The 25,041-nt window shown below is 38.1% G+C and carries 27 protein-coding genes and 1 pseudogene; all 28 read right to left on the minus strand.

Annotated features, from left to right (window positions below):
• On the minus strand, nucleotides 1-621 hold a 621-nt coding region (locus ACHUFW_RS06240), incomplete at its 3' end, for a hypothetical protein (RefSeq protein WP_394201498.1).
• On the minus strand, nucleotides 614-1,006 hold the full coding sequence (locus ACHUFW_RS06245) for a coiled-coil domain-containing protein (RefSeq protein ID WP_394201500.1): 393 nt from the start codon (nucleotides 1,004-1,006) through the stop codon (nucleotides 614-616). The genes ACHUFW_RS06240 and ACHUFW_RS06245, both read right to left, overlap by 8 nt.
• Nucleotides 960-2,222, minus strand: coding sequence for a type III secretion system ATPase VscN2 (vscN2, locus tag ACHUFW_RS06250; protein ID WP_394201501.1), 1,263 nt, complete (start codon nucleotides 2,220-2,222; stop codon nucleotides 960-962). The genes ACHUFW_RS06245 and vscN2 overlap by 47 nt, the downstream gene beginning before the upstream one ends.
• Complete coding sequence (locus ACHUFW_RS06255; RefSeq protein ID WP_394201503.1) at nucleotides 2,222-3,706, minus strand: secretin; 1,485 nt, start codon at nucleotides 3,704-3,706, stop codon at nucleotides 2,222-2,224. Before ACHUFW_RS06255 ends, vscN2 begins: the two co-directional genes overlap by 1 nt.
• A complete protein-coding gene (locus ACHUFW_RS06260; RefSeq protein WP_394201505.1) occupies nucleotides 3,696-3,950 on the minus strand; it encodes a hypothetical protein in 255 nt (84 codons plus the stop codon). The genes ACHUFW_RS06255 and ACHUFW_RS06260 overlap by 11 nt, the downstream gene beginning before the upstream one ends.
• A gap of 10 nt (nucleotides 3,951-3,960) precedes the next feature.
• Nucleotides 3,961-4,620: a type III secretion system apparatus protein VscT2 gene (locus ACHUFW_RS06265; protein WP_394201506.1), complete on the minus strand. Its 660-nt coding sequence runs from the start codon at nucleotides 4,618-4,620 to the stop codon at nucleotides 3,961-3,963.
• 13 nt (nucleotides 4,621-4,633) lie between these two features.
• Nucleotides 4,634-5,332 carry an EscR/YscR/HrcR family type III secretion system export apparatus protein gene (locus tag ACHUFW_RS06270; protein WP_394201508.1) on the minus strand — a complete coding sequence of 233 codons (699 nt, stop codon included), beginning with the start codon at nucleotides 5,330-5,332 and terminating at the stop codon, nucleotides 4,634-4,636.
• A 73-nt stretch (nucleotides 5,333-5,405) separates the two neighbouring features.
• Nucleotides 5,406-5,684: a hypothetical protein gene (locus ACHUFW_RS06275; RefSeq protein WP_394201509.1), complete on the minus strand. Its 279-nt coding sequence runs from the start codon at nucleotides 5,682-5,684 to the stop codon at nucleotides 5,406-5,408.
• 750 nt (nucleotides 5,685-6,434) lie between these two features.
• Nucleotides 6,435-7,559: a hypothetical protein gene (locus ACHUFW_RS06280; protein WP_394201510.1), complete on the minus strand. Its 1,125-nt coding sequence runs from the start codon at nucleotides 7,557-7,559 to the stop codon at nucleotides 6,435-6,437.
• A gap of 77 nt (nucleotides 7,560-7,636) precedes the next feature.
• Complete coding sequence (locus ACHUFW_RS06285; RefSeq protein ID WP_394201512.1) at nucleotides 7,637-8,365, minus strand: hypothetical protein; 729 nt, start codon at nucleotides 8,363-8,365, stop codon at nucleotides 7,637-7,639.
• A gap of 882 nt (nucleotides 8,366-9,247) precedes the next feature.
• Nucleotides 9,248-9,808 (minus strand): winged helix-turn-helix domain-containing protein, encoded by a 561-nt coding sequence (locus ACHUFW_RS06290; protein WP_394201514.1) that lies wholly within the window; start codon nucleotides 9,806-9,808, stop codon nucleotides 9,248-9,250.
• 240 nt (nucleotides 9,809-10,048) lie between these two features.
• The gene (locus tag ACHUFW_RS06295; RefSeq protein ID WP_394201516.1) at nucleotides 10,049-10,261 is read right to left on the minus strand and encodes a FliM/FliN family flagellar motor switch protein; all 213 of its coding nucleotides are present in this window, start codon (nucleotides 10,259-10,261) and stop codon (nucleotides 10,049-10,051) included.
• A gap of 3 nt (nucleotides 10,262-10,264) precedes the next feature.
• A complete protein-coding gene (locus tag ACHUFW_RS06300; RefSeq protein WP_394201518.1) occupies nucleotides 10,265-10,900 on the minus strand; it encodes a hypothetical protein in 636 nt (211 codons plus the stop codon).
• A 10-nt stretch (nucleotides 10,901-10,910) separates the two neighbouring features.
• Complete coding sequence (locus tag ACHUFW_RS06305; protein WP_394201520.1) at nucleotides 10,911-11,918, minus strand: hypothetical protein; 1,008 nt, start codon at nucleotides 11,916-11,918, stop codon at nucleotides 10,911-10,913.
• Nucleotides 11,905-12,297, minus strand: coding sequence for a hypothetical protein (locus tag ACHUFW_RS06310; protein ID WP_394201521.1), 393 nt, complete (start codon nucleotides 12,295-12,297; stop codon nucleotides 11,905-11,907). Before ACHUFW_RS06310 ends, ACHUFW_RS06305 begins: the two co-directional genes overlap by 14 nt.
• A complete protein-coding gene (locus ACHUFW_RS06315; RefSeq protein ID WP_394201523.1) occupies nucleotides 12,290-13,093 on the minus strand; it encodes an OmpA family protein in 804 nt (267 codons plus the stop codon). Before ACHUFW_RS06315 ends, ACHUFW_RS06310 begins: the two co-directional genes overlap by 8 nt.
• A gap of 13 nt (nucleotides 13,094-13,106) precedes the next feature.
• Complete coding sequence (locus tag ACHUFW_RS06320) at nucleotides 13,107-14,141, minus strand: EscU/YscU/HrcU family type III secretion system export apparatus switch protein (RefSeq protein WP_394201525.1); 1,035 nt, start codon at nucleotides 14,139-14,141, stop codon at nucleotides 13,107-13,109.
• A 5-nt stretch (nucleotides 14,142-14,146) separates the two neighbouring features.
• Entirely contained in the window at nucleotides 14,147-16,051 is a 1,905-nt protein-coding gene (locus tag ACHUFW_RS06325) for an FHIPEP family type III secretion protein (protein ID WP_394201526.1), read from the minus strand.
• Entirely contained in the window at nucleotides 16,038-16,649 is a 612-nt protein-coding gene (locus tag ACHUFW_RS06330) for a hypothetical protein (RefSeq protein ID WP_394201528.1), read from the minus strand. The genes ACHUFW_RS06325 and ACHUFW_RS06330 overlap by 14 nt, the downstream gene beginning before the upstream one ends.
• A gap of 260 nt (nucleotides 16,650-16,909) precedes the next feature.
• Nucleotides 16,910-17,149: pseudogene (locus ACHUFW_RS06335) on the minus strand (IS256 family transposase); the annotation flags it as partial.
• 269 nt (nucleotides 17,150-17,418) lie between these two features.
• Nucleotides 17,419-20,553, minus strand: coding sequence for a hypothetical protein (locus tag ACHUFW_RS06340; RefSeq protein ID WP_394201530.1), 3,135 nt, complete (start codon nucleotides 20,551-20,553; stop codon nucleotides 17,419-17,421).
• Between the two features lie 3 nt (nucleotides 20,554-20,556).
• Nucleotides 20,557-20,859 (minus strand): hypothetical protein, encoded by a 303-nt coding sequence (locus tag ACHUFW_RS06345; protein WP_394201531.1) that lies wholly within the window; start codon nucleotides 20,857-20,859, stop codon nucleotides 20,557-20,559.
• Nucleotides 20,860-21,429: a hypothetical protein gene (locus ACHUFW_RS06350; RefSeq protein ID WP_394201533.1), complete on the minus strand. Its 570-nt coding sequence runs from the start codon at nucleotides 21,427-21,429 to the stop codon at nucleotides 20,860-20,862.
• A gap of 4 nt (nucleotides 21,430-21,433) precedes the next feature.
• Nucleotides 21,434-21,853: a hypothetical protein gene (locus tag ACHUFW_RS06355; RefSeq protein ID WP_394201535.1), complete on the minus strand. Its 420-nt coding sequence runs from the start codon at nucleotides 21,851-21,853 to the stop codon at nucleotides 21,434-21,436.
• The gene (locus ACHUFW_RS06360; RefSeq protein WP_394201537.1) at nucleotides 21,853-22,368 is read right to left on the minus strand and encodes a hypothetical protein; all 516 of its coding nucleotides are present in this window, start codon (nucleotides 22,366-22,368) and stop codon (nucleotides 21,853-21,855) included. The genes ACHUFW_RS06355 and ACHUFW_RS06360 overlap by 1 nt, the downstream gene beginning before the upstream one ends.
• 38 nt (nucleotides 22,369-22,406) lie before the next feature.
• Nucleotides 22,407-23,204: a type III secretion system protein gene (locus tag ACHUFW_RS06365; protein ID WP_394201539.1), complete on the minus strand. Its 798-nt coding sequence runs from the start codon at nucleotides 23,202-23,204 to the stop codon at nucleotides 22,407-22,409.
• A 10-nt stretch (nucleotides 23,205-23,214) separates the two neighbouring features.
• Nucleotides 23,215-24,261 (minus strand): VspD, encoded by a 1,047-nt coding sequence (locus ACHUFW_RS06370; RefSeq protein WP_394201541.1) that lies wholly within the window; start codon nucleotides 24,259-24,261, stop codon nucleotides 23,215-23,217.
• A gap of 135 nt (nucleotides 24,262-24,396) precedes the next feature.
• Nucleotides 24,397-24,879: a CDC27 family protein gene (locus ACHUFW_RS06375; protein ID WP_394201543.1), complete on the minus strand. Its 483-nt coding sequence runs from the start codon at nucleotides 24,877-24,879 to the stop codon at nucleotides 24,397-24,399.
• Between the last annotated feature and the right edge of the window lie 162 nt (nucleotides 24,880-25,041).

A 25,041-nucleotide genomic window follows, 5' to 3' on the forward strand; every position in this document is an offset into this window, starting at 1 on the left:
ATCTTTATCTAGAGCAACAAAAGCAGTATTAGCACCTGCCGAATCAGCTTTAACCGTTACCTGTTGCTTAATTTCGCTACGGGGTAAGCCGTTATCTTTACCGGGGAGAGCAAACACCTGATGACTCATAGATAAGCCAGAAAAACTCCCAACAGAATCCTTGCTAACTTTACACTCATTCAACGAGTTTAATTCTGAACTACGAGAGACCTCACTCACCGATTCAGAGCTACTCCCCAATACAGAAATAGATAACGCCCTATGATCATTAATTAAAATAGCGCTAGAACTGGACTGCCCCCTTGAAACCTGTATGTTTTGAGCTAAGTTCTCCCCGGTTTTAGCCTCATATGAGCGCAAAGCCGCCTGTGCTGCGAGGATTGCACTATGAATATCGAGTAAACCAACTCCTTCACTTTCCTCTTTTGTACCTTGATAATTTTGTCCCTTCCTACTTTGGTCATTCGCTGAAGTTTCTTTGGATGCGCTACACTTTTTTATCTCCTGTTGCTTAATGAGCTTTTTGTCTAAATACTTTTTGAAATAACAGGTTCCTTCATCACCACCATTTGAAGGTTTAACATCAATACTGCTTTTATAAAACGTAACATATTTACTCAATGCTGCCACCTTTTACTTCTTCCAAAGCCTCTTTCCGTTTTTCAAGTTTTCGCTTTGAATTCACTAACTCAGCAAGCTCTACATTTACATTCTCAATGTCTTTATTTAAGACAGCCACATCAAAAACCAATGATTCAATACACGACTTTATGTATTCCCTCCGCTGAAACAATCTAGTTAAACTATTATATTCGTCACGAATCTTAAGGAACGAAAGTTCTTGCTGCTTTAACGTTATTACGCCCCACTTTTCCTCAACAAGCTGATTCAAACTAACTATTTTACGTTTGGTTTTTATAATAGCTTTATCTACTTTTTGGATACGTATATCAACTATCTTAATTATACGGCAAAATTCGACCCATTTGCTCGAGGGTTTCTTCATACTCAACCCCTTCGTAACCTTGTTTTAAAAACTCCATGATCGCGGGATAACGTTCGATCGCGAGGTCAGTATCCAAATCATTCCCCTTCTCATACTCGCCAACTCTAATTAAAAGTTCCACACTTTGATATTTAAAAATCAAATCCTTAATCCTATCTGATAATTCAACATGACTTTTATCAACGACCTTATTTTGCAATCTACTCTTACTCTTTAAAACATCAATTGCTGGATATCTGCCTGTTGATGCTATTGACGTTGAATACACTAGATGTCCATCAATAAGAGATTTAACTTCGTGAGCAATGGGATCTTCATCGATTTCTTGCTCAATAAGTACCGTAAAAAAGCCTGTAACTGAACCATGTATGGAATTACCACAACTCTCTAACAACCTTGAAAGAGATAAAGAAACGCCACTTGGAATGCTTCGCTCAATAGGAGTGTTATCCAACATTGACTGAGCTCTAGCGAACCGTGTGAGGGAATCAAAATATATTACAACTCTTTTACCCTGCATCATAAAATAACGTGCAATAGATAGGGCTACCAATCCTGAGCGAACCTTTTCTAGAGGGTTTGCCTCTGATGTAGACACTATTGTTATTGATTTTTGAATAACCTCACCACCAATATCACCCTCGAGAAACTCTACTACCTCTCTTGCTCTTTCACCAATCATTGCAAAAATAACAACGTCCGCATCCATTTGATTTGCCATAATTGCGACAGTTGTTGTTTTCCCTGCACCAGCCGGTGCAAACAGGCCCATACGTTGACCGATACCCACGGTAAATAAACTATCTATTATCTTTAGTTTTGTAGGGAAGACAGTTTGAATTGGTGCCCTTTTATCAAGGGAGATAGGTCTATCGCTAATTGGCAAGTCAATATATTGATATTCTTTACTTAGGTATTTTTCGCCATAAATTGTATCACCATAACAATTAATAACCTTGCCGAGAATTTGTTCGCAATTAAGAGGGAAACTAAACTGTTTAGGTAAAAATTCAACTAAAGCACCTTTTCCTATCGCTCCAGGCTGAAGTAACTTTATCTCGACCACCCCCTCAGATATCTTAACAACCTCACCTCTTATGAGCTCACCACCCAATCCATGAATAATACATTCTTGACGCATGAATGTATTTATATTTACATTGCATACGACTACATCCAAGTAAGTCTTTTGCACTTTGAAAAAATATTTAACCATTATTCCACAACCTCAAAAGATATCGCAACATAACGCTTAAACTTTCTTTTTATTTCCTTCTTAGTCTTAAATATTTCACCAAGCAAAGGTATATCAGACAATAAAGGAACACCACTCTCTTGGGTTTCTGAAACTGTATTATTAAACCCACCCAAAATCACCGTTTCACCTGGACGAATATATACTTCAGATAAAAGTGATTGGGAAGTAACCTTTGGTGCTTTACTTATATCACTTCCAGATTCGTTCTTGTTTTGACCTGTATCGTCTAAAGATTCCTCTTTATAACCAAGCTTAGCTCTAACATCTCCTGAAGGCAGAATACGGCCGGTAATATTCAAACTATTTTCAGCCTCAACAATCTGGGTAGAAACTTCCTTATTAGATATCAAAGACAAAGTAACAGATTCTTTCTTACCAAAATATCCCTGATGATTTTCTAACACAAGAATCTTAGTCTCATATACACTGCTAGCTAAATTATTAGTATAAAGTGCTTGAATGTTTTTTAGAAAGCTGGAGGTTGTTGTAAAAGGTGGAACAACTATGTCACCAAGCATGCCACCTCCTAACCATGAATTAGATAACCCAAGCAACTCTGTGCGCTCAACAGCAATATCTTGGACGCTAACTGAGAACAAAATTAAACTACTTTTAATATCGATTAGTTTTGAAATTCTTTTAGCGAGCTCCACTTCCTCTGGAGTACCTCTAATCAGAAGCGCATTGAACTCAGGCAAAACTTGAACCTTAGAGGTATCTTCATCTTCTTCTAATTGTTGCTTGTTACCTTCACTGAGTTTTAGTCGATACGATTTTTGTAAAACATCACTATCATTTACATTATCAAACTGACCTATATTATTCAGTGCATTTAATATTAGAGACTTAGCTCCTGGAAACAACACAGTACCGTCATAAGATTCTACTTGCCTATCATTAACTGGTAAAAAATCAAAATTTATTCGTGCAATTTGCAAATTATTACCTGTAGTCAAAAAATGATTTGTATCGATCGCATCAGAGTATCTTATAACATCTCTTATAAAACTCTCACTACCTGACAACAGTATCAATTCCCCCTTCTCAACTAAAGATATCCTTATAGAATCACTTACTGTAAACATGTCCTTCAGGTAATTTAGCAGCTGTTCTGACTGAATGTTTTTTGGTTTATATACGTAGTTAATAAACTTCTTACCCGATTGTACAGTTAATGTTCCTCCGTATACATACCAATCAAAGCTATAAATATTGGCAAGTTGGGTTAATAGTTCAATAGCATCTCCCTCTACCACCTGAGTTACTACTTGATTAGATAAATCTTTCTCGAGTTCATCAACAACCTTCAATTTTGCGTCTTTACCTATTGCTAGAATCACTTCCTCCACTGACATATCATTTTGACTTACCAACACATCAGCAACACAATTGGGAACAAAGTAAATAGAGAAAAATAAAAAAAATACCACTCTACTCTTCACGATATATTGCCTCTAATCGCTCTTTATTCAACTTTATTTGTTTTGCAAGTTCTTCCAATACAAACTCCTCAACAACTTTATCTGCAAAATTGGATTCGACCTTGTCGCCAGTGCTCTTGATTTGATCTTTATCTATATCCTTTGTTACTCCATTCATAAGGTCAGCAAATTTGATAGTACTCTCTTCCCTGTTACCAGCTTGGTAACCACGAATCATACTTACGGCATTAATAATATTTGTCATACCCTTACCCTTACCCTAATCCAAACAAATTAAAAACGTAGTACATATCATTGAGAAACCATAAGTTTATCAATATCACTAATGCCAAAGTTTTCATGTCCGTCGATATCGAAATCGAAAGCGAAGCCTTTTTAAAAAACAAGTCTAAAAAACCACAAGCCATTGCTATACACAGAATAACAATAATGTATTTCGCCGATACTAACGCTAATAAAATTAGGTTATCTACGATGTAGTAAAATAAACGCTCAAAACTCAGCCTCTCGAGTTTAACCTGTTCAACATAAAAAACATTTAGAAGAGGTTCAAATAAAACACCATATTCCAAAGCGAATCCCAAAAATAGTATTGAACTCATTTTTGACAAGGCTTCTGACTCGTCAGTAAATCGCTTATCCTGAACCGACTGATCATTTAGCAATAGTAATTGTTGCACTACCGCACCAACCATACTACTAATCCAATACGGAACCGACGCATAAAATGCAAAAATTACAACTTTAATGACAAAAAGCCAATCATCACCGTGGTCAAATTCATTATATGTAACAAAAAAAGAGCAAAATAAAGCAATTGCAATTGAAGTTATCCGATCAAGATACAGTCTTGTTGGGTTATAAATACTTAAAAACAAGAATGCTGCTGCAAATACAGCCCAGTTCAAAAGCACTACTTATTCCTTCTTACTCGGCTAGTTTGAACAATATCGTCCAACTTTCAGAAAAATAAAAAACTGCTAGCTTTACTGGTATTGATATAACCGTAGGGGACAACATGGTCATGCCGACTCCGCTTAAAATTACAGCTATTAAAAAGTCAATACTTACAAATATTAGATATAGCTTCAATCCGTATTCGAAACCCTGATATAGGTCTAATACCATGGCGCATAGAAAATGTTTTAATGTGCTATTTGAATTCTCAATATAATCTGGAATATCAATCAATTCAGTTAGCTTCTCTGTCTTATTTTCTGCTCGCTCTAACATTTCTGGAAAATAATCGAACATTGAAGTAACAAGTCGATACATTGTCACCGTTTCATTTTGTTTACCGTCCGCAGCGTTATCTGCTAAATTGAACAATTCCTCACGATATTCGCCCTCCCCCATCTTTTTAAAAAGCGGTTCTATTCTAGCCAACCCTGGGGATATATCAGGCCAAACACTGTTAAGTGCCATCAAGGCTGCTAGTAAATTGACCACTATATTGGGGGGGATTTGTTGTGTCCCTATTGCATTTTTAATGATATTAAGGATGATGTTGTACTTTATATACCCGGAGAAACAAATGAAGAACACAGAAGACAGCAGTACCAGTGTTAGTAGCAATACTAAATTTGCCCCTGCTAGCGGGTTTTCAACACTTAATATTGGCTGCATCTTTAGCTCTTCACCCCAATCACCTTTACACCTTTAATTCAAAAAACCTATGAGCAAGCACAGCCAATCACAACTAGCCAGTATTTCTCGCTGCTGCCATCACTGAGTCTTTTACAGATTTCAGCACTGATGTCGCCATCTGAGATGTGATACTTTGATCAGCCATAAGTTGTTGCAGTGTCAAAGATTGAGACGCGCTTAATATAAGCGTCCCAGTCGCGTCTTTAGTAAAATTGCCATTAGCATCTACAACCCCTGTATGGTCCTCGATAAACGTTGATACTTTATCATCAGCATTGTCTATCAAGCCTCCCATTTCGCCTTTAACATATCCAGTTGTAAGTTCTGCCATAGTTGTTTTTCCTCCGTCAATTACGCTTAATCTTCATTTTTGCCTTCAGGATAGACTCTAAAAATCTAGCCACCTTTGGCAAGCCCCCCCCCAGTTTCGAACCATTTTTTATTTGAACTATTACGGTTGTCGTCTGCTCGGTGAGTTAAAACTACCCCCTTTTTGCACGCAATAACCAGTGAGTAATCATGAAAAAAACAACCATATAAAGCGCTCAAGCCATAGCGGTCTAGCACGCTCACGAAATAAGCATGAAAAAAAGAGATTCTTCCTGAACCGAACAAACTAAACCATCACGTCCCAAGGGAAACAATAACTTATTGCGCTTTATTAACAGGCAGACGCACATTTCCCCGGGTGAACAAAATCGGACTCTTTGATAAATTGTCAAACTTCAAACTATGTTAGACGACGTAGTAGATCATCAGTCAATGAAAAGGCAGAGGTAAAGAGATGGGTAACACACGCAAACCGCATAAATTGAGACCACAAAATGGCTTACTTTTAGTTATTTACGCATATACTGTCAATTACCCTTAACTTAAGTTGACGGCGCTTTATAGCTGCTCTCAAAACATCTACCTATGACTACACCATTACTTCGTATAATCTAAGCGCATCAAATCAGCCTAAGCGGGGCAAGAAGCCCTAAATTAAGAACACGAAAAAGCCAATTGGAAGTACCAACTGGCTTAGTAAAAGCGTCAACCTACTTTAGGACTGACATGACGATGCAGCGCAAATTCACAATTACGAGTTATCAGACCGTTTTAACCTCATTTCCGCGAATTTTTTTTCAAGCTCACTCATCTGTGCCGCCCCCCCCTCTAGCTTAGGAGTTGTTGGAGTTTTAGAAGTCTCACCTGTAGGAGTAAGAGTTGTCTTAGGCGCCCTAGGGGCAGCAGTTGGCCTAAAAGTCTCACCTGTAGAAGTAAGAGTAGGAGGAGTTGGCTTAACGCTTGGCGAGGCACCGTCTTTTTTTACCATTACCCCTACATTTTGATAAGTAGTGTCACGCTGATAATTTTGGTAAACCGGTTCTGGGGCCTGACCTATTTGGCCATGAGCTATCTCCGCATACATTGTATTGTCCGCATACATTTCGTCCTCTGCAGACATTGAACTCTCTGCTTTGTGCTTGCTTGCTGCGCTAACGTCTTTAGAAACCTTTTGAAAATCAAGTTCAACATAAACAGGACCAGTTTTTTGTGGCACAGGAGGGGCATTTACATATACACTCTCTTTATCGTCGGCAGGGATATTGACATTTCCATATACTCTCTCTTTATCGACGGCAGGGATATTGACATTTCCATATACTCTCTCTTTATCGACGGCAGGGATATTGACATTTTCATATACTCTCCCTTTATCGTCGGCAGGGATATTGACATTTTCATATACTCTCCCTTTATCGTCGGCAGGGATATTTTCATATACACTCTCTTCATCGACGGCATTCCGCCCCCCCGCACTTAATGGGCTATGAGCGCGAGCCGCTGCCCCCTTGAAACCTTCATAGACGGGGTTAGCATATAATTTGTCACTGGGCTTGTTTGGATTAAAAACTCCACCCATGCACTTAGCTGCGCTCGCCGCTGAAGATTCAGTTTGCGCTGTAGGGGTGCCACTCTTAAGCTTAGCCAAATAATCTTTATATATCGTTAACTTACTCGCAGCCCAATCCCTAAGCACTCGATCAGGGGAGAGATTTGCCTGCATCAAACGAGTGCCCCATTGGGCTTTAGGATCTTCAACAAACTGCTTTAACGATTCAACAGGTAGCTTGTCTATATATCGCATTTCAGCTGTTGTAAAATTGCAATCTTTTGCTGCATTAACTGTACTAGTTTTATTTCCTGTATTTGGGAACATAGTTACACCTCATATATTTATTTTCACACCTAACACATGATTCCGTTAAACCAAAGAGCTCGCGCTGCCCGAGTAAACTAATCTTTCGGATTAAATCGCGCAATAACATCATCTTCACCGTTCAGTCTGGGAAGGCCTTCGTTTTCGAATTCACTATCTAGCAGCCCATCATCATTTATCTCGGTATACCCATAATACTCAGTATTCCCATAAAACTCTGCATCCCCTTGAGTTGTTAATGTTGATGTTGATGTTGATGTTGATGTTAATGTTGATGTTGATGTTGATGTTGATGTTGATGTTGATGTTGATGTCGGCGTCGGCGGCAGTGGCCGTTCCTGGGGCGGCGTCAGCGGCAGTGGCCGTTCTTTTATCGGCAGCGGCGGCAGTACCCGACTTTGAAGCATCCGCTGATTAGTTAACTCATTCGCCTCTATAGTACAGCGAATGACTGGCGCCTCCATCCTTTCCGCTTGTGACGTCAATTTGGTGAAAAGCTGATATTCCTTCGCAGTTAAACCACCTACTAGTATACGATCTGCCTGTTGCCTAAACTCCGAAAATGCTTTTATAGTTGCATTTATAAACCCAATCGGCGCTTGTTTAAGAGCGCCTGGGCGTGCAAGAGCGTTTGGATTACTAAGCTTTAATTTTTTTGCGAAGTCTTTTGCACCGCTCTTATTCTTTCTTATTGCAACAATATCCTGTTTAAATTCTTCTTTTGCTTTCTTAAGCTGCTTATTAAGTTCGCATTCCGCCGACTTTAATAATCTAGCACTCGAAGTAATTCCACTTAGAGGTCCCATGCGCTTTAATTCCTCGTTTTATATATGCCAAATAACCACCCATAAATTACTGGTGGGCCGCAACTGAATGAAGCCCAAGCTAAAAACTAACACAAAATTCTGAAGCAGAGGTTGGATTTAAGTTGACAAATAATGCAAAAATCTTACCCCCCCCAGACTAGACTAAACAAGAGGGACTAACATTACTTCGTTAAAGGCTCGTCGTAACAGAGCCTGACACTTTCAAAAAGGGTGCATGATAAGTATAGAGACATACAATGAATAAGCGTTAAACCTAAAAAAGCATTTTTAACGCCAATGGCTAACCTTAACGTAGCCGTCACTAACCGATACGGTTAAGCGGTTTAACTACTATTTGATTCATAATTTAATTACAATAGAACCAACCTAGCCATATACTTCCACCAAACACTTAGGCTATATTTCAACCCTTCCTTTGAATTTGTTTCACCTGCTTAAAATTATTTTGTAAAAAAGCACATTTTTACACAAGGGAGAAATGAAAATTAACCATCAAAAATACCTACCTAACCTTACTAATTCTCACAACCAGCCACTCCGTATAAGTATACGAACAGTTAACGCTTAAGTTTAATATCATTAGAATCAACAACTATAAAGCCTTAAGTCTATATGCTTTAACCCAAACTTAATAAACCGAAAAAGTAGTTCAAGCGACAAAAATTCAATAAAACCATAATGGTGAAAGTGTTACTCGCAACATTTCATTAGGAAGACATTAATAAACACATACTACCTCGGTAGAATACATATTAGATCTATACACATTGGTTTTTAGGGCACCTTTTATTTTAATACACTAAGCCGTATATCAATTTTAAGAGTAGGTGCCCATCTTGATCATTAATTGTAAACAACTTTCTATTTACTTAGCATTGAATCGAGAAGAATATAAACGGCTGAAGTTAAGAATGAAATAATTATAGTTATGCTTATACAAATCACTACCATCCCAACATCTGTTGATACACTGAACTTGACAGGGTATTCAAGCTTTCTCTTCTCTTGCTCTTCTGTTTTAAACCCTATTCTCAATGGTTCCTTTTTACTCGTCTCAACTTTTGTCACCTCTAGCGGAATAGGCTCATTAGCCCTATAAGAACCTCCACTCCCCTCATCAAATACCAAAGAATAGCCTTCTTTAGGAATCGTTTTTATTTCACAATACAAATCATTAAACTGTTGTAAGGACTTTCTTAAATTAGAAATTGCTTTTGTTAATGATGTTTCACTAACACACACATTTCCCCACACTTTTTCCTGAATATCGTCCTTACTAACAACTATGTTTTCTTGCTCACATAGCATGCTTAGTATTGCAGCTTCTCGCCCTCCAATCGAAACAACATATTCACCACTACAAATCTGACGTTTAAGTACATCAAATATTACTTGCTTGCCTAAAATATAAACTCGAGCCAAAACTACCTCCTTCAAGCTGCTTAGTATATTTATTATTAGTAATGATTTTTTATTAGTAATGATTTTTCATTATGAGTACCAACTACATAAGGATGCAACATAACACACAAAAAAACACAGCTCGGGGATAAAAAAAAACTAATTAAACAGTTAAAAGACTGCCTAATTAATGTACAAAATTATAAAAAATCAAAAAAACAGGCAGTAATAACCGCCTGTCATCGACAAAGACTTGACGAACTACTTCATATCGTTTACTTGATCTACGGATACATAGAGCTGGTCATCGGCCTTAACTAAAAGACCTGTTGCAATTAGCTGATTACCACTTTTCAATAAAACCTCCGATTGATTAAAGTCAGTCAACTCTTTTAGTTGATTTTGATGTAAATTATTCAACTCCTCTAATGTCATGGTGCAGTTTGCAATAACAACATCAATAACTACTCGCATAAACTACCTCAATGAACTCAGTTGTATAATGAACGCACTAAGATTTGCCCTTTCTTCTTTTGCTGAATTAATCGCAGTCATTGTATTTTTGAATTCTTGTTGTTGTGAATTGACATCAACTTGAACAGTGTCGCAGTGGGCTGTTACCGTCGCTTGCATTGATTGCAGCTGGTCATAATTCGCATTCACATTACCACTAAGTAATTCTTTTATACCATTTGGTAAACCCAATTTGTCTTTCAAAACTTTATCTACTTGGGAATAGCTGCTTAATGTGCTTATATTAACAGTTTTACCCACATCACCAGGTTTGACAGACTTCATTGCATCAGTCATTAAATTTGACCAAAGCTTATTAACCTCAGAAATCCCCGCAGACACCATAGCAATATCATCTGCTTCATTTTTAGCGATGTTACTTTGCGTTTCAGTGTATTTAGCTAGTAATAGCTTAATGATATCCAATGGATCTCTAAAGCTATTTCTCATTATTACTTTTTTGCCTTCATCTGTTTCTGAGAAGGCTTTTAAAATGGGCGCCACCCCGGAGTTTAATGCCTTTTTAACAATAGCACTGTTATCAAGACCTGCACTATTACTATTGCTTCCATCAATTGGATTAACACTTGTTATACTCATTTTGATAGCCTCACTTGTCAAAAATATAAATATTAGCTCTACCACCCTCATCAAAGATTACTTTTTCTTTTGAAATTGAAACAATAACCCCTAACCCTGGAACATCACTACCAACCCAATACTTTCGGTTCCTATCATAAAGATATTTAACGCCTTCCGATGAATAAAACAAAGAATATTTAAACTGCTCTTTAGATATATAAGTTGTCGCTAAACCCTTAGCTTGCACGTCCGGGATAGCCCAACTCAAAGCACTTTCCTTAAGCGCATATTCTGCCTTAACCTTATTATCAACAAGCCATTTACCACCCTGTCTCTCAAATATAACCCCGTATTTACCAAAGGCTGCCATAATATCGTTATCCCTTTCTAATGTATCAACTTTTAAAATATTATACGTATTGGTCTCTACAACATCAGCCGATAATTTATTATTTGAATAATCCGATACAATTTCTACCAAAGGGTTCTTTAAAACCAATAGTTCGCCTATATCCACAACTTCAACAAAACTCTTCCACCCACTAGGTAATTCATCAAGCAAAGCGGCGTCATATACCTTTAACCGCCCATCCTCAATAAAACCACCACTAAGCTTATCAATATAATTTGAAACACTTCTTTCTTGATAGTTGACGAATGAAACCGCGCCCACTGATAACATCACCAAATTAATCAATAATAAGACAATGATTCCAAATTTAAACCTGTAGAAAAAATAAGTTAATTCAAGACATTTATACTCGCCCTGCTTGTACACAAAAAACGAAACGCCTTGACTCTCGTAAATAAAGCCACTTTTTAAGCACTTTTCCTTCTTTTTTTGACTAAAGCCCGCAACAACTACCTGGTCATTCTTGATTGTAAACAGCCACTCACTTTGATTAGAAGCTAATTCTACCAAATAAAGGGAATTATCGCTTTTCAAGCAAATTTCATTTCCAGACAGAATCAATCCTGCCTCAATAGGTAACACTACGCCCTTTAAAGGACCGTTAAAAAATTCAATCAACCACATATTTGTCGACGTACTTTTTTATATTAGTTACAATCTCAACAGATTCGTTCATCTTTGATAACAAAAAAAGTGGGTGTTCAATATTATAAACTATTCTAATATAATAATATTTTCCAGATTGAAGTTTTGCTATATATCCATCAGCAGTAACATCAAAATGACCATTTAGACCTAACAAATCAGCTTTCAAGCTTCTGTCTTGAAGCTCTATCATTATCACTATCGCGTTATCACATGATATTCTTGCACCGTCTTCTATAATACAATCCTCGTGTTTAAATTTGCATGTGACGGTCTCGGATTCGGATATCTTCAATTCCCTACCCGTTGCAATTTCTGTAAACTCAGCCATTAATAATTGATACTTTGAATTACTCATGAAAAAAAACCCCGACTTCGAACCGTCGCTGTGACTGCCTTTTTACGGCCGTACTCAGCTTATTTTCTACGCTTCCTCTAAACGTGACTAATACCGCCCTATCAAGGTGTTGATTAAGATATTCACTTACTATCTCTGCCCTATTTTTTGCTAGCACTTTATTTTTGCTGTAGTCGCCACTAGAGTCAGCAATACCGTAAACAACAATACTGCTCACTGGGTACGTATTTATTATTCGAACGAGTTCATTTAACAAAGCTAAGTTTGGCTCCGAGATTTTATAACTATTTACTTCAAATAGACCAACAAAATTAAACTTAACGCATTCTATGTTTCTAAGGCATTTACATATTTCAACCTTTCCGTCAGGCGAAGATAGTCTTCCTATCGACTCCCTAGCTTCTTTTGTAAATTTACTCATCATTTCATCATTTTCAATGCGTTGCCGACCACCTTCTCGTTTATGATTTATTTCCTCTTCAGTAAAACTTCCACTCCAATAATTACCACTACAACTTTCCACTGGTTTAGTGCTATAGGAACTGATATTAAAAAAGCTAAAATAATGTTTGTTAGTTCCATCTTTAATTTCTACACAAGCATATTGGTCACTTGCCCCTGCAATATAACGCGGCCCATCTTTAACCCAATATTGAAAATTTGAAGGATTTTCCACACTTGCGATCACCATATTATTTATATCTTCCTCCCACAAGTTATCCCAAAGGAAAGAACCATGTTTATTAAAATTTGAACATCCAACTACAAAAAATAGAAAATTAATACCGAATAACACGATAAGTATAACCTTAACCATTTTTTTTCAACTCCAATAAAATAAACGCAACTTCTTTATAAAATTCTTTGGGAATAAAATCGTTACCAACACTCATTTTTCTATAAAAAGCTCTAGCTAATGGCTTATGTTCGATAACAGGTATCTTAGCTTCCAATAAAGCCTGTCTCTGTTCAAGCGCTTGAAAATCAGTGCAAATTTTTAACACAACAGGAAGTTTATCTATCCTTTCATCAAAACAAATTGGAATTAGAATGTGAGTGGGATTAGCTAAGGCAAAAGTAGGCGTTCTGCCTTTAACTTTCGGTACTTCCTCCATCACCGCTTTCATTTGTCTTTTTCTCTCTCCTTTGATCTCTTCAGATCCTTCTGTTTCCTTCATTTCATTCTTTAATTCAGTAAATGTCATACGGTTTTTATGAAGGAAATGATAGCGTTCTATCACATAATCAATACAACCAATGACTAATCCGTAGATGATGAAAAATGAACTAGCCACCCCTATATACACTATAAGCATATATGTGAAATAGGTTATATTATTTACTTGAATCAATTCCGAAATTTTGTTCCCCAAAAGGTCAAAAACATATTTAGCCAAGACAACCAAGAGCACAACCTCTATTACCTTGCGTAAAGATTTAGAAAGGGCCTGCATCCCAAATATGTTTTTAAACCCTGTTACCGGGCTTATCTTTTCGATTTTAAAACCAAGCTCTTCAAAGCTATAAACAGCTTTATTTATAACTACACTATTAAAAATAAAACCGGCAAACTTTATTAAAAATAACAACAGAAAGAAGAAATAAAAACCTGCCATGATTTCTTTTACTCCTGCTTCATTATCTAAATACAATAAGACTTCAATCCAATATCCTACATCTGTAAAAACCACATACAAAAATATAGTAAAGATAAAAGAAAACACAAAAAGCTCTATTGTTGGTTCAACTAGTTCAGTTCTTGGAAACTGTCCTTTTTTTTTCAAATCCTTTAGTTTTTTCTCTGAAGCAGGATATTTTTTGGGTTCAGTCGATTCTTCGGACATAACTACTAATTCACTTTTATTTCTTCAGTGGCCGCGATACGAGATTTATCTACTATGTCTGCTTGACCGCACACAGAAATCGTTGATGCAACATGCTGGAAAAACGATTTGACAAAGTTTAATTCGGTTTCATTTACAACAACAACTGGCTTACACCTAAATAGAAGCGTTAGCCTCTTCAATTCAGAACGCAGTTTATTCTGTAACTCTATCAATGCATCAATATTTTCATTTTGGCCAGTAACATATAGTTGAATTAGCTCTGTAGCCTCGGGACTTAATAATGCAACGTATATTTTACCTTTCGAATCAATTAATCTAGATGTTATCTCATATTTGGCTTTAGACCTTATTCGTAGCAGCCAATTTTTAGGCTCACCCTCTATTCTAGACCAATAAATTAAGGATTCAAAAAAAGTAACCTTTTCCAAATAAAACTCTTCAAAAACTAGCATTTCCTTTATCACATCATGAACTCTATTCAATCCCAAAGCAGCCTCAACCTCTTTTTTCATGGCTTCACTTTGATTATTCAAACCGTCAACAATGTTATCAGTGTATTGGAGGTTATATTTATCAATAAGACACTTATTGATGAAGTAAGAAATAATAAGTTCCACACTTACACACCGATTTTCTTCAATGAAAAAATCATCATCCAAGACTTCAATCAGATTGCCTTTATTTTCTTCCTCATAAAGATATCTAAAAATAAGTATGTTAGAGATGTAAATTTCTAAATCACACTTCAACTTCTCATCAATCTTTATATCAGGCATGCCAAGGTTCTGCCCCCACAACTTGTCCTCGAGCTCATCCAACGTTGCCATTATTGTTTTTTTGTGGTTAGCATCCTTAATAATAAATTTAAGTGTTTTATATAAACCTTCCCCTGATACCAATTCAACATTATCACTCTTTTCATAGTTGTTTTTACGCCATAGTAAAAATGCAATGCTGATGCATATAATGAATATTGAAATCGCAACATAAATCAATTCAGACTTTAAAACACCAAGGCAAAGTATAACGAATGCTATTACAACTAAGCTTTTCCAAAAACCACTTACTTGTTCACCTAACTGACCTATAAATGAATTGGATTCTTCACCCTTAATTCTGGTTAGGTAAACACCACAAGCGATAGATAGTAATAAACTAGGAATTTGCGAAACTAGGCCATCGCCTATTGTTAATATTGAGAACTTATTTAAACTTTCATTCAAAGACAATCCGAAATGATTGACACCAACGTAAATTCCGCCAAAAAGGTTTACTAAACTAATTAAGATTCCTGCAATTGAATCGCCCTTAACGAATTTCATAGCACCATCTAACGAGCCAAAAAGTCGATTTTCAGTATTTAACTCAGCTCTAAGCGCTTGCGCTTTATCAGCCGAAATATATCCACTCTTTAAATCTCCATCTATACTCATCTGTCTACCGGGCATTGCATCTAGGGAAAACCTCGCCCCCACTTCCGCAACTCGTTCTCCACCTTTGGTCACGACTAAAAATTGAACAATCGTAATAATGATAAAAATGAGCATTCCGGAGATCAAATTATCATTCATCACAAACTGACCAACAGTTTCGATTACAGTTCCAACGTCTTCATTCGCAATAATATTCCTAGTTGTAGCTATCGATAACAATAATCGATAGGTAGTAAGCAAAAGAACCATAGTTGGCAAAAACGTCATCTTTATTGGCTGGTCATTATCTAGAGTGATCACCAATAGAAATGCAGTACTTACAAAACTTACCAATATCAACACATCAATAACTGGACCTGGAAGCGTTATTAAAATTATTATTGGTAACGTGAGAGCAATTATTACACTGCTTGGGTTAAAAAAGTTTCCAACTCTTAGTTTAGAAAAAACTGTACTCACTTTATTGGTCTTCACTATATTCTTTTATACAATTCACAAAATTATCAACCACACTTTTAGTGTCTAATTCTATTACCGAATTATTGTCTTCCACAGTCAAAAACGTACTGCCATTTCTGTATGAGACCTGGACGTCTTCATGACGAGCGGCATCATCATATAAGCAGTTGAAATTTTCTGTAAGACAATTAATCATTTTTTCATCAAATTGAAAATCAGACAAATTATCAATCAATCTTTCAAGTATGTCTTTTTTTAATTTTTTTTCTATTTCAGAAAACTCTTTTTTTTGTTTTGAGACAATTTCTCTATATTTTGATTCTGCAAACCTAAGCCACTCAGACTCGATTTTTTTAGCCTGATTTTCTGCTTCTAATAAAATACTCTCTAATCTCTGATTCAATTCTCTTTCTTTGTTTTCGACTATCGATTCAATCCTGGATCGCAATTCAATTTCGTAGTTATCAATATCTACTTTCAAACCTTCAACCAAAGTCAAAGCATCCGGATATTCTGCAAGCTGCGACCTCTTAATCACATTTGATTCAGGCGACCTTTTCGTGATAATCGTCGGCACATCGTTAACTCCGCCACTCAATAGTGTTATAAACACAATACGCCACCAAATTAAGCATCCTTGTGCAAACAAACCTACAGGAGCAACCTTAAGATTTACAACGGAATAAATGTGATAAAACATCCTCACTAAGCTGGCAGTACTTAACCCCAAAAGTTAGGAGTGAGGATTTATTATGAAAATAGATGAATAGGGTTAAACACCAGATTTGGCGACGTTGACGCTAGAGTACTTTGATGTGTTATGGAGCTAGCCGTAGTTTTTAATCCATTTAATTAAATAGTAATGTGCAGCATTGCCCCCCCCCTTAGGGTATCCAATTCAAAAGCGCCCACAGAAGACTTAATGATTTTTTTGGCTAGCGCCATTCTTACGGTTGGGCTGGTCATCACCTTTCAGATGTTGTTCAAGCCCTGCCAAAAAGGCAGCTTCGCAGTTCTATTTAATGAGCAGTAGGAAAACCGTCTTTACCTGTTAGAGCTTGCCCTGACTTAAGCGCTTTAACGGGCTTATTCTAAGTCGAAGTCTTTGGTCATGCGTCATTTCTGTTTTATACATATCACTGAAATGACACAAATTTCTAAGCACTCCCCTTAAAATCGTCAATCTGGTAGCAAGATAAACCTGAAACACCTCCCGCCCACCTAAGTAGGAAATCGGTTAAGAAAAGAGGGGAAAAGTAGATTTTATTGTTGTATGACAGCCTATTCTTATAATATTCAAATGCTTTCAGCCACACAAAAACAATCATTAACCTAGGTGAAGAGACTTAGCCAGGACTAAGCATCTTCACACCAGCATAAGCTTATTGCTTTATTGCAAGACTTTCTCTCACCACTGGAGCTGCTACAATTCCACGACCAAAGAGTTTAGACCCACCTCTAACAGTCCCTTGCACCACCTCTTTAAAACTAGGATCATTATTTGCCTCTAACGATTTGAAATCAGCCTCCCTTAGGCTTACATTACGACGGACGCCCCGTTCGTGATTCGTCCCTTGACCATTTCCGCCAGTTAAAATGACTCTTGATTGAGGACTTGGTACGCTCCACCTTGTTACCTTCTTAGCTGCTGCCTTATTCTCGTAATACTTCTTAATGTCTGGTCGATTATTCAACGCCAACCAACTCTCTTTACTATCCTTCTCTTGCCATTCCTTAAATTCTGCTGAACCCCTTTTATCTCTACCTCTTAAATCTTCAGGGATTAGCCTCGGACTACCAAGTGACATTCCTTTATTTGGTTGCAGGAAGTCCTTAGGTGTATAGTACTGAATGTGCTTACCATTTTCTGAAACCTTAGCTTCAACTTTAAACTCACGACCTATTTCTTTGGTATCTCTCTTTAATGTCGGTCTCGGTCGCACGCTTACGTCTACGATGGTTTTAGGTTGCGTCTCTACTTCAACCCTGTTGAACGCTTCAGTTTGCGTCCCTCCGTCAATGCTGGGCACTTCAGTTTGCGCCCCTCCGTCAATGCTAGGCACTTCAGTTTGCGTCCCTCCGTCAATGCCGGACTCAGTTTGCGTCCCTCCGTCAATGCCGGACTCAGTTTGCGTCCCTCCGTCAATGCTGGGCACTTCAGTTTGCGTCCCTCCGTCAATGCTGGGCACTTCAGTTTGCGTCCCTCCGTCAATGCCGGACTCAGTTTGCGTCCCCCCGTCAATGCCGGACTCAGTTTGCGTCCCCCCGTCAATGCTGGGCCCAGTTTGCGCCCCTCCGTCAATGCCGGACTCAGTTTGCGTCCCTCCGTCAATGCTGGGCACTTCAGTTTGCGTCCCTCCGTCAATACTGGACTCAGTTTGCGTCCCCCCGTCAATGCCGGACTCAGTTTGCGCCCCTCCGTCAATACTGGACTCAGTTTGCGTCCCCCCGTCAATGCTGGGCCCAGTTTGCGCCCCTCCGTCAATCGTTCGCTTCACCGCGCCCCTACCTTGACTACTACCGTTGCGGGCGTTTACTTCAATGTCATTAGTAATACCAACAGACATATCTACTTGGTCACCTTGACTAACTTCTGATGATTTTTCTCTTTCTTGGTCTCCACTTAGCTCTAATACTGCAAGGCCTTCTTTACCAGAACCAAAAGTTACATTAACAACGTTCTTAATACTCTTTGAGTTTTCATCTAAGCGTTTTTTCAACCTGATTAATTCCTCATCTTCTGTATTATTTAGCCTTGTCTTTAATGATTCGATTTCTTGAAGCAGCTCGCTCTTGGAAGGCACCTTAACACCAATCGTTCCGTTGCCATCGCTAAAATCAGGCATATCATCATTTACTGAAGGCTCTAAAGCGTCGTCACTATCTTCAAAAAACACAAACCATCTACCTTTGCCTGTTGTGTTATCTTTGCCTATTGTGTTATTACAATTACTATAATTGGTAGTGTTAAAACAATTGTTGAAGACCGCTCCTTTTCCTTCTAACATGGGTATGAGACCCATATTTAATAAGCGCTGCTGGGTCTCTTCTGGTTCTTCAGCAGTTGAGGCTGAGACTCCATTACTAGAATCTTCTTGTTTTTCAGGTGTTTTCGTTTGCGCGCCACCATTAAGAACAAATTCAGACCCCCCATACGCAGCAACAGCGGCAGAGTTCCCAAACATGACAACAAATACGGTCGGCAACAAACTTAGCCCCCCTGTAAAAGGCGCTAACGCCGCACCCGTGAGACCAACTGCAGTAGCAAGTCCAAAATGCCACTTAGCTTTGGTCTTATTGTCTACCCTATTAGACCCCCTTTTAGCGGTAATTTTTTCTTTCTTAGAGTTACTCGCACCTTCAGAAGTTAACTTTTTCTTAGGAGATGTAGCGTCTGAATCAATTCTCGCATCAAATTGAGATCCAAACTGGGAATTAGCGTCATCATTGTCAACGTCAACCTCAACTTCTATGTGAGCATTTCTCGTGAGTTCTCTTGCCACTTGGTCGCGCAAGTCCTTACCACTTTGTGCCGACACCAACGTTGAATCACTAGGCTTCACTCCGCCTTGGGTTAAGCCCCCACTTTTGGATTCTCTTGGAGCCTTTTCTTTCTTAGAGTTACTGATGCCTTCCGTAGTTTCTTCAGAAGTTAACTTTCTCTTAGGAGATGTAACGCCTGAATCAATTTCCGCATCAAAATGAGACCCAAACTGGGAATCAGCAGCGTCATCACAGTCTAATGACGCCAGCGAAGCGATATCACTGTCAAATGACGCCACCGAAGAGTTATCAGCGCCTAATGACATCATCGACACCGCCCTACCAGACTCCAACTTGCCTTTATTTAAACCATCAGCACTTTGTGGCCCCCGCGCACTACTTTTGGCATCACCGCCTTTGTCATAGGCAACCTCAACTTCTGTGTGAGCATTTCTCGTGAGTTCTCTTGCCGCTTGGTCGCGCAAGTCCTTACCACGTTGTGCCGACACCAACGTTGAATCACTAGGCAACACTCCGCCTTGGGTTAAGCCCCCACTTTTGGGATCTCTTGGAGCATTGTGCTCTTTGCCCCTACTCTGTTTTTCCGCCTGTGCTTCACTGAATTCACCGGATTCAGCGGATTCACCGGATACAACAAGGCTTATATCGTTAAGATCTACAGCCCCACTAGCTCGATTTGGACTAGTTGGATCGTCATCTAACATCCTGTCAGCTACCAGATGCAGACTGCTTGTTAGTGAACCTTGCAATGGATAGTCAGCTACCAGATCCTGACTGGATTGACTGGATGTTAGTGGACTTTGCATTGGGTCAACTTGTGTTGGCCACCGTAATGGTGAATCCCTGCGCAAAAGGGGACTATCTGAATTGCGTCTAGTCAACACACTTTCACCTACTTTAACGTTAGTCATTTTACGAATTTCAGCGGCTCGTGCATTGTCCCGTTTTAGTAAATCCCCCTTAACTCTGGGTAAAGTGGCTGAATTACTTGCGGAAGATAGTGAAGTTGGCATATCTTAATACCTCATAGAATCACATAAGCGTTTACAAAACAGTCTAACGCCTTCTAAATTAAAATCCTGGTCAGCAACTGACAAAGTTAAATAACCGTCGACACGAACAAAAACTCCTTTACTAGTAGCCTCGTACTCTCCAACAACACCTAACACTTCAATTAAATTAATCACTTCTACTAACTGAAAAAATGGTATTATCGGCAATAACAAGTTTTCAGGACAATGTTCGAAGATTCTTTTTTCGCTATTTTCCAAATTTAATAAAAATTGCTCTACAGGGTTTAATCTTCGAGATAACATCATCTACTTCTCGTATACCATAACCAGTTCACCAGAATTTAAATCCTGTATTTCTTTTGGTGTTAACTCGGTGTAAAATGGAGCCAACTCAACGCTTAAAGACGTACTACCGCTAAGGGTATTTTGAGAAGCTAGCAAATAATCTGAATCTATACTGAATTCATTAATCTTAAGTGCCCCTTCAAAATTAAATCCACCAACATAAAAAACGCAACGAATATAAAATAAATCCGACTTACCAACATCACTACCCATGTTACCAAGACTTACACCATTCAATCCTAAAGTTCTTGAAATTAGATAACCAATATAGTCATAAGATAATAGATCTAATTGTGAACCTACTAACCTTTCAACCTCTAGCTTGCTAACCAAAACATCAACGTTAATTCCTTGATTAACTATTTTAAGCTCAATATATTCTGATACTAAATTGGAAAGAGGGACAAGTTCGCAAAATGATATCCGAACACCATCGCTAACAAATCTTTTTCCAGAAATTTGCTGTACAATATCTTTAATCTGATTACTTATTTCAAACTTAGGTAGAAAGTTAAACTTTACGCCATCCATCCAATCACCTTTTTTTAGCCAATAAAGCTAAAACATCTTTACTCATTTTCAAATCAACCTCATCAACAAACTCCTCTATAATGCTTGGAGTTTCAGATATAAAACCATATAAGAACTGATAAAAATCTTGAGTAGCTTTTTTCTCAAAATCTTCCATCTGAGCTAGCGTAAAAATGAATGTTATATTATTAAATTGACTTTCAAGTATACCTTCCACCAATATTTTTTTCACTGCCTCATCCGAATATTCATCAAGTATATAAAACCATTTTATCAACGCCTGCTTATCTACATGTAAGTTCGTATCAGATAGCAGGTTCCAACTAATCCTTTCAGATTTAGAAGTCAACAATTGATAGGTGTCAACTTTCCGTTCCTTTATACTAAAATGGGTAGCAGGCACTACAATTGGTGTCTTATTCATTATATTTGACTCTCACTTTTTTTATAGGTGCGACACAAGTCTAATAAGAACAAGCAAACTTCCATACGATTCTCATACGCAACACTTTGCTGCAATACTTCACTATTCAATTTCACATCATCATTATGGTTAATCTGATTTGTTGCAACAAATTCTTCCAATGCTTCGACCAGCTCTTTGGGATACAAATAAGATGAAGCAAGTAACGAACTACAAACACATTCTTCAACGGCTGTTGGTTGTTTTTTAGCAGTTACAGTTCCTGCCAACCCATTAGGATCCTGCAACGCCCTTAATTGATATTGCTTAAGAGCAATCCCAAGCTGTCTATTATTTAAATCGAATTTACGAGGTACCCTAAATACTCGATGTGTTTTTTTATACTTCTTATCGGCCTTCTTAACATCTTTTACACGGCGAGTCTTAATATTCTCATTCTGTACACGCTTGCTTCGATTGACTTCCGGAACTTTTTCTAAACGCGGGTTTGAGGTTACAGTACTTAATATACGCATAAATTTCAGAGCGAAATATATTCGCTCTGCCTCCACATTTATCTGTAAGTGGCCAAACTTGCCCCTGCAATTCCGCCAAGTATTTCGTTCAACTTTAGAGCTTCATTTGTTAATGTGGCAATGTACTGGTCGACTTCAGCATCCAGTTTAGTTTTTAAATCCTTATCTGCCTGCATTTGCTCCTGTTCGCTGACATTAACAGCATGTTGCATCTCATTTGTATTACCAACCATACCGTCAGCCATCGTTGCCATCTGCGAAACAGAATTATATTTAGCCGTCCGCTTTTGTTGCAGGTCATGAGAATAGCTATCAATTTGTTCTTGTGACAAATCAGATACTTTCGGTGGACCTTTAGCCTCAGTAACCTCACCGGTTTCAAGGTTTTTTGTTCTCAATAGCTTTACATCGCCAGCATCAATATCTGCTTGCCTAGCCAAATGCTTATCTTTTAATGTAGCTGTTTGACCAACTCTTACCGTCGCTAACGTAGTCAACCCCATATTTACTACGGAAGAAGCCAGCGTTATACCAAATCGAAGTGTAGCGTCATTTTTTTTCTCTGTAGCTAAAAGAGAAGCAACTTCCATTGTTGCCATAGCCCTATCAATTCTACTTTTCATTAGCTGCGTACGAAGCTCTTGCGAAGACTGGATAATTTTTGCAATCAACGCCAGTAAATCACTCATCGAAACCGAACCTGAGTCAGTCGCTTTTAGTGATTTATCATAATTTTGCCAAGTCTTTGTATCTAACGACACCCCAGTATTCTTTTCTTCTAGCCCCAAACTCCCAAGAGCAGGCTGCTGAACAGAACCAGTTATTCCTACACTCATTCCATGCCCCTTACAATGTTATTGAAATCGATTTCTCTGTATATTCACGATGCTGCTTACTTGCTGTAGCTATTGACTCAATAGATTGAGTCAATGATCTAATCGCCTGCTCTAGCATGATTAAAATTTGCTCAATTCGAGTTGCGAATTCTTCTTGCTCAGCTTCTGCTAACTCCAGATTCTTTATGACATCTGCAGATTTGACTGAATAGCCCGTTCCAACTACTGACGCGACGTTCGAGGTTACAGCTGTGGCTTGGCCTATCTTAGCAGTTACGGCCTGCCCCCCAGCCGCTAGATTTTGCAGTTTAGATAATAGCGGTTCAATTAACTTCATTACTTTATCAATTGCGCTATGCATTTTAGTCGATATTGTCGTAAATGCTCGAGTCGCTGTAATTGCACTCGTTGCTTTTTCAACTAACGCAGCGACTTTTGCAGCGCCATCGGCCACAGCCTTACCAGCTGCAGATGCAATATTTCCAGGGTTAAAACTAAGGATTGCACCAATGATTCCAACCCCAATTGAGATCCCCGTAGAAACATAGCCTCGCGTGTCTTCGGGAACACCTGCCGCTTTCATTATTTCATCCGCAATTTTGGGTAATACAATCGAGGCAACCACTGTCGCCACCATAACTGCAGCTAATACAGGTGCGAAAGGGGCAACAACAATCGCGGCTAAAATACTAAAAGCCATAGCTATCTTGCCCCATATACCACTGGACTTCTCCGCTTCTTTTTTAGCGTTAAGCTCCGCAATTCTTTTTTCCGCGTCTTCAATAACCGAATCTTTCTGCACCTGAATCAACGTCTTTTTGGCTTCCATTGATTCCTTACCCGTGCCAGCCATAGCATTTGCCGCCTGTTTCATACTCTCTGTAACAATACGCCAAAGTTGTTGATCACTGAGTCCAATTGCATTACCTGGCAACGGTTGTGCAGGCCCTTGATTTTTATCTTCACCAGCATTTCCCACTTGACTGACGTCTCGATTACTACTGTCCAAACTTTCGATATAACTAAAGTTGCTGGTTGAAGTAACTGTGATATTCATTGCTTTATCCTTTATTTAATGGCGCAAAGCCCTGTTAAATGATCCCATATTTTTATTTAACCATAAACAATTAAGGCACCCCCTCCCATTTAAAAACAACACTTATTAAACAGACTTAATTCAACAATGCAAACATCATAAATATGGATTTAACTGACGCGACAAATAATCAAACCTTTCCTTATTAAACGAATTCAACCTGCTACTTTTAACAATCATCAACGCCGCTGATGCTTGCTGGTACTCTTTCATCTTATAATGACAAAGAGATATATTTAAAATCGTCTCATCAAAGTCATTTGTTGGATATGTTTTTAAAACATTAAGTACTTCCAAAGCTTTTTCGTGCTTACCTTTTAACAACAATATAGCTGCTAACCCACCAACTGCTCTGTGGTCATACGGATTCAGCCCAGCATAACCAGCAAATAAAATCTCTGCTTCTTTCAATTGATAATTCTGATAAAACTCACAAGCTAAATCATATATATAAAGAATTCGACTTTCATCAATATTATTCTTTGCCCTGATGTTAGCAATTTCACTCTCCACTTCAGTACCAACTAACAAATCAAAAAAATTTTCACTTGTCGTACCAAACTTTAAATTCTTCGCCATCCAATTTACGCCTTTTCACTACCAGTATTGCTGCAACGTTCACTTGTCAAATATCGCACTCTTTGCTAATGTCCAATTTCATAAAATTAGCCAAGTATTTTATTTATGTACCGACCTTCAATTTTTACAGATTTTGTTATTTCACTCTCTACAGGACTAACT

Origin of the sequence: Shewanella waksmanii (genome assembly GCF_043643685.1) — a bacterium.
Classification (GTDB): Bacteria; Pseudomonadota; Gammaproteobacteria; order Enterobacterales; family Shewanellaceae; genus Shewanella; species Shewanella waksmanii_A.

Bases quoted from the DNA above. Each gene is read 5' to 3' on its own strand.
- ACHUFW_RS06245 (WP_394201500.1), bottom strand. From the start codon at position 1,006: ATGAAGAAACCCTCGAGCAAATGGGTCGAATTTTGCCGTATAATTAAG.
- vscN2 (WP_394201501.1), bottom strand. From the start codon at position 2,222: ATGGTTAAATATTTTTTCAAAGTGCAAAAGACTTACTTGGATGTAGTC.
- ACHUFW_RS06260 (WP_394201505.1), bottom strand. From the start codon at position 3,950: ATGACAAATATTATTAATGCCGTAAGTATGATTCGTGGTTACCAAGCT.
- ACHUFW_RS06270 (WP_394201508.1), bottom strand. From the start codon at position 5,332: ATGCAGCCAATATTAAGTGTTGAAAACCCGCTAGCAGGGGCAAATTTA.
- ACHUFW_RS06275 (WP_394201509.1), bottom strand. From the start codon at position 5,684: ATGGCAGAACTTACAACTGGATATGTTAAAGGCGAAATGGGAGGCTTG.
- ACHUFW_RS06280 (WP_394201510.1), bottom strand. From the start codon at position 7,559: ATGTTCCCAAATACAGGAAATAAAACTAGTACAGTTAATGCAGCAAAA.
- ACHUFW_RS06285 (WP_394201512.1), bottom strand. From the start codon at position 8,365: ATGGGACCTCTAAGTGGAATTACTTCGAGTGCTAGATTATTAAAGTCG.
- ACHUFW_RS06295 (WP_394201516.1), bottom strand. From the start codon at position 10,261: ATGCGAGTAGTTATTGATGTTGTTATTGCAAACTGCACCATGACATTA.
- ACHUFW_RS06300 (WP_394201518.1), bottom strand. From the start codon at position 10,900: ATGAGTATAACAAGTGTTAATCCAATTGATGGAAGCAATAGTAATAGT.
- ACHUFW_RS06305 (WP_394201520.1), bottom strand. From the start codon at position 11,918: ATGTGGTTGATTGAATTTTTTAACGGTCCTTTAAAGGGCGTAGTGTTA.
- ACHUFW_RS06310 (WP_394201521.1), bottom strand. From the start codon at position 12,297: ATGAGTAATTCAAAGTATCAATTATTAATGGCTGAGTTTACAGAAATT.
- ACHUFW_RS06320 (WP_394201525.1), bottom strand. From the start codon at position 14,141: ATGTCCGAAGAATCGACTGAACCCAAAAAATATCCTGCTTCAGAGAAA.
- ACHUFW_RS06340 (WP_394201530.1), bottom strand. From the start codon at position 20,553: ATGCCAACTTCACTATCTTCCGCAAGTAATTCAGCCACTTTACCCAGA.
- ACHUFW_RS06345 (WP_394201531.1), bottom strand. From the start codon at position 20,859: ATGATGTTATCTCGAAGATTAAACCCTGTAGAGCAATTTTTATTAAAT.
- ACHUFW_RS06350 (WP_394201533.1), bottom strand. From the start codon at position 21,429: ATGGATGGCGTAAAGTTTAACTTTCTACCTAAGTTTGAAATAAGTAAT.
- ACHUFW_RS06355 (WP_394201535.1), bottom strand. From the start codon at position 21,853: ATGAATAAGACACCAATTGTAGTGCCTGCTACCCATTTTAGTATAAAG.
- ACHUFW_RS06360 (WP_394201537.1), bottom strand. From the start codon at position 22,368: ATGCGTATATTAAGTACTGTAACCTCAAACCCGCGTTTAGAAAAAGTT.
- ACHUFW_RS06365 (WP_394201539.1), bottom strand. From the start codon at position 23,204: ATGAGTGTAGGAATAACTGGTTCTGTTCAGCAGCCTGCTCTTGGGAGT.
- ACHUFW_RS06370 (WP_394201541.1), bottom strand. From the start codon at position 24,261: ATGAATATCACAGTTACTTCAACCAGCAACTTTAGTTATATCGAAAGT.
- ACHUFW_RS06375 (WP_394201543.1), bottom strand. From the start codon at position 24,879: ATGGCGAAGAATTTAAAGTTTGGTACGACAAGTGAAAATTTTTTTGAT.